General features: G+C 44.3%; 1 protein-coding gene. It reads right to left on the bottom strand.

The features are described from left to right. Positions 1-239, bottom strand: a 239-nt coding sequence (locus EZM41_RS13370; RefSeq protein ID WP_232618915.1) for a hypothetical protein, incomplete at its 3' end; no start/stop codon positions are given. Positions 240-361: the final 122 nt, after the last annotated feature.

Here is a 361-nt window from a genome sequence, read left to right as displayed (position 1 = left end):
ACTTCTCTTTCCTTCGTCGTTTTTAGCCTACCTATGAGGAATTGAAACTCTTCTTTCTTAAACAACACACACAATATATAATCATCTGTTTTTAGCCTACCTATGAGGAATTGAAACTTTTCAAAGCCGACTACGCTCACGCTGTCGTTCCTGGTTAAAAGGCCGGAGGGAGAAGGGTTGATTCCGGTTGTGGAAAAGGGAAAGATGGAATATGAAAGCTTCGCCCTTCTGAGGGGCAAGGCGGGAGATGTCTTTTTCCAGAGATACGACGCTATTGCCTGTATCCGAAGAGTGCGTGGACGAGCTTAGCAAAAAACTCGGAACAATATCGAGAGAATCTGGCAAATGTATAATTCCGGCG

The organism is Acetomicrobium sp. S15 = DSM 107314 (assembly GCF_016125955.1).
Taxonomy (GTDB): Bacteria; Synergistota; Synergistia; order Synergistales; family Thermosynergistaceae; genus Thermosynergistes; species Thermosynergistes pyruvativorans.
The sequence above is the reverse complement of the archived record's forward strand: the minus strand, read 5'-3'. Positions and strand labels throughout refer to the sequence as shown.